This window comes from Nitrospirota bacterium, assembly GCA_015233895.1.
GTDB lineage: Bacteria > Nitrospirota > Thermodesulfovibrionia > Thermodesulfovibrionales > Magnetobacteriaceae > Magnetomonas.
On record JADFXG010000039.1, the window covers coordinates 21,416 to 27,671 of the forward strand.

9 protein-coding genes are annotated in these 6,256 nt (G+C 43.6%); 2 read left to right on the forward strand and 7 right to left on the reverse strand.

The genetic code is table 11. The annotated features are described in order from the left end of the window. Positions 1 to 12: 12 nt before the first annotated feature. Genes HQK88_15895 through HQK88_15925 form a run of 7 tightly spaced genes read right to left on the reverse strand, consistent with a single transcriptional unit; the run spans position 13 to position 4,994 of the window. The gene (locus HQK88_15895; protein ID MBF0618283.1) at positions 13 to 390 is read right to left on the reverse strand and encodes a hypothetical protein; all 378 of its coding nucleotides are present in this window, start codon (positions 388 to 390) and stop codon (positions 13 to 15) included. A 14-nt stretch (positions 391 to 404) separates the two neighbouring features. Then, complete coding sequence (locus HQK88_15900; GenBank protein ID MBF0618284.1) at positions 405 to 854, reverse strand: DUF1834 family protein; 450 nt, start codon at positions 852 to 854, stop codon at positions 405 to 407. Beyond that, complete coding sequence (locus tag HQK88_15905) at positions 854 to 1,270, reverse strand: DUF1320 domain-containing protein (protein MBF0618285.1); 417 nt, start codon at positions 1,268 to 1,270, stop codon at positions 854 to 856. The genes HQK88_15900 and HQK88_15905 overlap by 1 nt, the downstream gene beginning before the upstream one ends. Positions 1,271 to 1,280: 10 nt before the next feature. Then, on the reverse strand, positions 1,281 to 2,159 hold the full coding sequence (locus HQK88_15910) for a Mu-like prophage major head subunit gpT family protein (GenBank protein MBF0618286.1): 879 nt from the start codon (positions 2,157 to 2,159) through the stop codon (positions 1,281 to 1,283). Between the two features lie 44 nt (positions 2,160 to 2,203). Next, positions 2,204 to 2,614: a hypothetical protein gene (locus tag HQK88_15915; GenBank protein MBF0618287.1), complete on the reverse strand. Its 411-nt coding sequence runs from the start codon at positions 2,612 to 2,614 to the stop codon at positions 2,204 to 2,206. Continuing rightward, positions 2,614 to 3,642: a phage protease gene (locus tag HQK88_15920; protein ID MBF0618288.1), complete on the reverse strand. Its 1,029-nt coding sequence runs from the start codon at positions 3,640 to 3,642 to the stop codon at positions 2,614 to 2,616. The genes HQK88_15915 and HQK88_15920 overlap by 1 nt, the downstream gene beginning before the upstream one ends. Further along, positions 3,639 to 4,994, reverse strand: a complete 1,356-nt coding sequence (locus HQK88_15925) for a DUF935 family protein (GenBank protein MBF0618289.1) — start codon at positions 4,992 to 4,994, stop codon at positions 3,639 to 3,641. The genes HQK88_15920 and HQK88_15925 overlap by 4 nt, the downstream gene beginning before the upstream one ends. Positions 4,995 to 5,197: 203 nt before the next feature. On the opposite strand from HQK88_15925, the gene HQK88_15930 reads away from it, so the two are divergent. Together HQK88_15930 and HQK88_15935 are read left to right on the forward strand one after the other, a co-directional pair. Continuing rightward, positions 5,198 to 5,404 (forward strand): hypothetical protein, encoded by a 207-nt coding sequence (locus HQK88_15930; protein MBF0618290.1) that lies wholly within the window; start codon positions 5,198 to 5,200, stop codon positions 5,402 to 5,404. After that, positions 5,361 to 5,831: a hypothetical protein gene (locus tag HQK88_15935; GenBank protein ID MBF0618291.1), complete on the forward strand. Its 471-nt coding sequence runs from the start codon at positions 5,361 to 5,363 to the stop codon at positions 5,829 to 5,831. Before HQK88_15930 ends, HQK88_15935 begins: the two co-directional genes overlap by 44 nt. The last annotated feature ends 425 nt before the right edge of the window (positions 5,832 to 6,256 follow it).

Sequence of the window (6,256 nt, forward strand, 5' to 3'; positions counted from 1 at the left end):
CACTTTCTCCTGTTATTCCGTTCCGATACATGACATTTTTATGGTTGCGTTATCGGGGTTATTTAGCAGATTACCCCTGACGTACTTAACCGGTATGCCTGTAACGCTAAAAAAGGCGGTTTTTTCACTAAGATCTGAGGCGGTTAAGTCGTAGTTAACCATCTTCCCAAAATACTCACCGGTTACACTGCCCTCAAGGGCTACTGTTGCGTTATCTGCTACTTTGCTTGTTGTTACCTGACATGTCCAGTCTTTCAGTGGTTTGATTAACGCCTGAGCCGCTGCCACACCTGTTGCAGACTTTTCAAACAGGGTAAAACTATCGGCAAAGGATATGGTTGCCAGTGCCAAAATCGCTAATATTAAGACTATTTGTGTTATTTTTTTCATTAAGCGTTACTCCTTTATGCCGGGGGTCGCTGACCCCTCTTAGCTGTCAGTGCCTCCCGGCATCTATAATGCTGGGAGTACACTGCTACTCCAGTTTTTGTCATAACAACAAGGCTCTCTCCCTCCCAAATCAAAGAGGCTGAGCCTTGTTGTAACCCGTTTAAAACTCCTCTTATGTCCTCAAGCAAAGTATTAATCCTTGAACCGGTCTCTTTTTTGTCTTTTGAACTTTTACCGATAACAAAAACAGTGAAGCTAAAGTCAACGTTATACAGAAGCTCCATGCCTCCCTCTGTCTGTAACTTTGCCTTAGCTCCGCCGTAAACTAAAAGTGCTGCCGGTAATTTCATGCTGCCTGTGAGTGCATCCTCAATGTTACCTACGTGTATATCAACAGTGGCAAGGCCGCTGACCTGACAGAGTGTGTCTGTTATCAGGGTTTCCATTTCTTCTATCTTTAACATTAATAGCTCCTCAGCTTATCAATGGTAAACACCCTGCCGTTTGTTGTTTTATTTGACTGTGCCAGTCCTGCCGATGTCTCTTGCAGGCCTAATGAAGCAGCGCCTTTTGAGATGTCTTTTAGTAAAGAGACGGCATCGGTATAGGCTTTTTTGGTCTTTTCATCAACTTCTAACGAGGAACGTTGATACAGGTTATACACGGTAAGTGTAACGGCAACGGACTTAATGACATCCGGCACTATTGAAAGCGGCAGTTTATACCGCGTTGCCAGATAGCTGTCAATAACTCCGTCAGACTGGGTTATCGCAGAATTTACAAAGTCAACATTAACTGACCCTGTGTTTTCGTCATCCGTTAACTCAATGGCTGCCGCCTCTTTAATTACCGCATATATGTCCGTTGCCGTTATATACATTAACCCTCCCCTATCCCAGCCAGGGCACAACCAGAAGCTCTGATGTACCTTTCCACGTGTTTGTGGCCCCGGTTGATGTTACATCATTCATAAGAAGGGCGCGTGCCTCGCCCTCTAAAGACGGAGGCACGATCAGTATTGTTGGCATTATGCCAAGTGGCCGTCCGGTGTCATCGGTGTACTGCATCATAGCGGATCTGGCAGCAGAGTAGTTAGTTGAATCAAGGGTTTTTTCAGATCTATATGCTAATTGCCACAGTCCATATCCAGTGTTGTATCTGACATCAACGCCATAAATATACTTACGTTTAAAAAACGCATTAGCGTCTTTGAGATTGTCAAGGCTTACAAACTCAACAGTCCTGCGGTTTTGAAACACAAAGGGTTTAACCGCTCTGGACAGATCAAGAAGATACCACGGTGTGCCGCTATCGTCAGCAAAATTTGAAACACTTGAGCCGTTGACAGTGTGGTTTGCTGCAAAAAATGCCTTGCCATCATAGCATTCGTTAACACTACCGTCTTTAAAAAGCTCAAAGATTAACTCATCCGGGTGAGTGGCGGCAACACGGGCAAACTCCTGAACTATAGGATTGTAAATGCCCAGATTGTCGTCTTCGATATCGTTTCTGTCAACCTCAATTGTACTTTCGAAGTCCTTGTTATTGATGGTAAAATCGTGTGTTGAGAGGTTTTGAAGCACACGGTCACCAACCCACTCTCTCATACGCGGAAATGCTCCCATAAATCCATACTTTTGCTCTCTGCTCTGACTCTGTACAATCATAGCAATGCGCTGATAAATGGGCGTAATGTCGTTAAAGGCGTTGTCAAATACCAGACTGAATGACTGATATATGGCATCCAATGTTTGTTGATTTAGTATCATCTTTTCTCCTTTTTGTTTCCTTTAGGGCGAATAATTATTTGCCCCTACCTGAATTTAACCCAAACGCCGTTGGAGTTTACGTCAAACACTTGTCCTGCGATTGATCTGGTGCCGGTACCATCAGTTTTAGCTACAGTCTGGTCATCCACGATGTAGCAGTCCTTACCAATATCAGCACGAGTTATCTCATCAGTTGAAGCTGAATTTCCATATGCAAAGACCCCCTTTGATACCGATACGACTTTGTCTCCGGCAGCTCCTCCTGAGTTATCTGCATACGAGTCAGAACGGCCTATCCCTCTTATGGTTGTTGCGGTTGCTCCGGGTGTAGCGTTTCCGCTTGCATCAACCGCTACAAGCGCTCCCTTATAAATTACCTTCCCGGCTGCTACATCAAGCTGCAACATGTCGCCGCTTCTTGATACGGTGTTTCTATCTGCTGTTAAAGCTGACATTATTTGGCCTCCGTTGTGTGTTTACTTGCTGAGTCCCCTTTAGGGGAGTGCTGTCCCCGTTTAATCCACAGTTCGTCACTAATTCCCAATTGTTTGTTAACTGTGCGCTGGGTCTTATCAATTGCTGTACTATCAACCTTTGTTGCTTTTCCTGTAATGTCTTTAAGGGGAACAACCTCAGGGGATTTGGCAACAAACAACTTAAAACCCTCAGGATCTTTTGCTGCGTACTCCAATGCCCACGGCTTTTGCAACGGCATGATTTTACCCTGGCTTATGGCACTGTTTACGACAGTTTCGGTATCCTGTTTAAACATTGCTGCCTTCAGTGTCATGACCTCTTTTGTGAGGGTTTCAATGCTGTCGTGCGATTGTTTCATAGCCAGCACCGTTGCCTTAACCTCTGACACTGTCGCCTCAGGAGTCAATCCGATATCTTTCAGGATGTCTTTATAAGCTGTGTCCTCAGTTATGGCAGAGGTCAGTGCCATGACCTCTCTTAAGGCATCGTCTTCATTAGCCCCGTCAGATAAGCCAAGGGCTTCATAAACTCTCTTCATTGGTTTTACCTCCGATTTTTTGTTTTTTATTACTGCTTCATCCTCCTTATTGACTAACGGAACCATACCGTCTATAGCCGGCTGATTCGTAAGCGCCGCATTTATAAGTTTCACTACCCGGTTATCTTTTGTGTCTTTTAAAAACACAGGGGACAGATACCGGTACTCTTTGTTGTTGATATAGGCTTTGGCTTTATCAGTCCACTCGACTTTTGCCCAGATTCCCTCAGTGCCCCTGTAGGTCAGCTTCTTAATCCATCCGGCAGCTGGGGCCTCGGCTCCGGTAAGCGTTTGATGTTCGTAATCAATTACCATATCATTTTGCCGTTTACGGAAATCTTTTATCACCTCGGCTGCTGATTGGTCATCGCACAGAAAATCCCCCTTGCTGGTTTTGTGATAACCATAAGGAATAATCTGTACCTCATCCACGGCATTAACTATCTCACTGCACACGATTACTTTCATTGTTTTACCTCCTTAACAACATCTGAAATGGGGGGTTGAGCTTCCAAAGCGGGGTTTGGGGTCTTTGTCCCCAATGTTTTTTCACCATCTAACGGTTTAGGAATTCCGAATTTTTCGTATATATGGTTCGTGCTGATTCCTGTAAAACCCATATCCACGAGGGTTTTATAAGTGTTAGCGGTTTTTACCAAATCGTCTTTATCCTCAAAATTAAATCTAAACTTAGGTATGCCTATGTTGGGGCCAAAGTTAAACTTTACCCATGGAGTTATGATGTAGGTTTTAATGGTTTTAGCAAGTGCTGTGGCATCGGATTCCAAAAGGTCTTGCCTTACATTTTGTGCCTCCTGCTCAGAGCCAAGTTTCCCCTGCATACTTTCCACAGCGGCAGTGTGCCCAAGAATAGCCTTAGTCATTGACTTGTCACAGAATGAGATAAAGTCATTGAAAGCTGAACTGTTACCGTTTATTTTAGACTCAAGGAGTTCTATCAGGGTGTTATCGGAAATCACTGCGGCGGAATCCACGCTGAGATTAAACACAGCCTGCTTAAGCGCCTCTATTTCACCCTTACCGGCGCCAGACTTATATTTACCAATGCGCATTGGCACGGAAAACAGCTCGTTAAACACCACCCAGTCCTTAATTCCATAGCTTTTAAACAGATACATGTATGCGCATGGCCTTAGAAGTCCGGCACGAGGAAGTATTCCTGAGCGGCTGCGATATCTGTGAATTACAAATTTGTTTGCTGGCAACATTTCACCATAGACAGGCTCGTCATCGGTTATAAGATTTGGCAGTGGCAAGATACCGTCTTTTGAGAAAAACGTAAACCGTTTTTGATCCACCCACTTAAGGTTATCTATATAAACTTGCCCTTTACGCCTGGGGTCGCTGACCCCCCACAATATCTCAACTACAGAAAACCCCTTTCCTATGGCATCAAGCATATCCATGAGGGCATCCTCAAAGTTTTCGATGTAATCGAACATCACTTTAGTTGATTGTGCAATCTGAATATCCTGTTGAGAATCAGAGGCGGGGAGAATTTCCCAACCGAGGCGAGCGACCTGAGCTTTTCTAATCTGAAGGATGCTGCCTAAGTGCGAATCCTTTTCCTCTATCTCAGAAAATAATTCAGCCTGCCGCGAAATGTTACCGGCGTCTGCCTCTTTAAAGATTCTTGAGAGTTTTTCAAGTGTAAGTCCCTCAGACGGATAATTGTTGTACCTGTCACGAACGCTTACTACGGAGATTTCTTCATAAACCGGACTATCTTGTGTTGCAACGGCTTTAACCTTTTTACTTTTTAGGGCAGGCTTAGTTTGCGCTGTATTAGAAATTGCCATGTGTTTTCCTCGCTTTTTCTATTGATATTGCGTATAAGAGTTTCTGTTTTTTCAGTTTTGAACTAATCATGTACTTAGGTTATCAGATAAAAAGAGACGGGTATGTAAAAACTGATAAAACGCAGGATGGTGGGGAAAAAATTAAGTTGGGTCTCAATTAAGAAACCTACATCGACCTTGCTTTTATGTGGTACAATAGAAATATGAGCAGAAAATTAAATCTCACAATACGCCGTTACAATAGCTTTGAGGAAATGAAGGCTGACGAGTATAAGTATTGGCAGCAGCAACCTGCTCATGTACGTATGGATGTTGTGGAGGAGCTTACGAGAGAGGCCTTCTTCGGACTCAGGGATTTACCGCCCAATGAATCAAGACTTCAAAGAACTCTTTGCCATATTAAACGCTGAGGCTGTTAAATATCTGGTTGTAGGGGGCTACGCCGTATCCCTTCACGCACAGCCGCGTGCTACAAAAGACCTCGACATTTTCATCAAACCGGACAAGAACAATGCGGATGCCCTTTTCAGGGCACTGGCAAAGTTTGGTGCACCGCTTGAGGGGGTGAAACCTGAGGATTTCATAGAAAGCGGTTCGTTCTTTCGTATGGGAACACCTCCTTTCATGGTGGATATCCTACCTGAGATGACTGGAATTGATTTTGACAGCGCATGGGAACGCCGCGAGATGGAAACTATTGATACCAAAACCAGCCTACAGGCGGCGTTTATCTGTGCTACCGACCTTATCACGGCAAAAGAGGCGGCAGGCCGCCCTCAAGACCTTGCTGATGTAGCAGCGATTCGTAAAGCACAGAACCAAAGCGATAGACCATAAATCTAAACGCACTTGCAAAACAAAAAAACCGTTCAAACCATGACGGAGTGGTAACATTAGACAAAAGATTTTTTGTCTGGTATTACTGAGGACTCCGCAGCCTTTGAATCATTGCAAAATAATCATAGAATCTGTACAATAAACCTGAGGAAAACAATAATCATCGCATAGCAGACCGTGTTGATTTTGCTATACGAGGATATTAACAGAAGTAATAAAAAAAAACAATTGGGGAGGGCTGCTTAAAATGAATGAAATCAATATATCAGAAATAATAAATAATGCTCAGAGATATAATGCGAGAGTGTTCAAAAAACTGTGTCATGAAGTCTAATTAGAGAGCATTTTTTGGAAAGTATATTTTCAGAAACTGCCTAACTGAATTATATTATCAGTTATAACAAAAAGGAGGCATGACACAATGA

Bases quoted from the DNA above. Each gene is read 5' to 3' on its own strand.
- HQK88_15925 (MBF0618289.1), bottom strand. From the start codon at position 4,994: ATGGCAATTTCTAATACAGCGCAAACTAAGCCTGCCCTAAAAAGTAAA.
- HQK88_15915 (MBF0618287.1), bottom strand. From the start codon at position 2,614: ATGTCAGCTTTAACAGCAGATAGAAACACCGTATCAAGAAGCGGCGAC.
- HQK88_15900 (MBF0618284.1), bottom strand. From the start codon at position 854: ATGTTAAAGATAGAAGAAATGGAAACCCTGATAACAGACACACTCTGT.
- HQK88_15935 (MBF0618291.1), top strand. From the start codon at position 5,361: ATGAATCAAGACTTCAAAGAACTCTTTGCCATATTAAACGCTGAGGCT.
- HQK88_15905 (MBF0618285.1), bottom strand. From the start codon at position 1,270: ATGTATATAACGGCAACGGACATATATGCGGTAATTAAAGAGGCGGCA.
- HQK88_15930 (MBF0618290.1), top strand. From the start codon at position 5,198: ATGAGCAGAAAATTAAATCTCACAATACGCCGTTACAATAGCTTTGAG.
- HQK88_15895 (MBF0618283.1), bottom strand. From the start codon at position 390: ATGAAAAAAATAACACAAATAGTCTTAATATTAGCGATTTTGGCACTG.
- HQK88_15910 (MBF0618286.1), bottom strand. From the start codon at position 2,159: ATGATACTAAATCAACAAACATTGGATGCCATATATCAGTCATTCAGT.
- HQK88_15920 (MBF0618288.1), bottom strand. From the start codon at position 3,642: ATGAAAGTAATCGTGTGCAGTGAGATAGTTAATGCCGTGGATGAGGTA.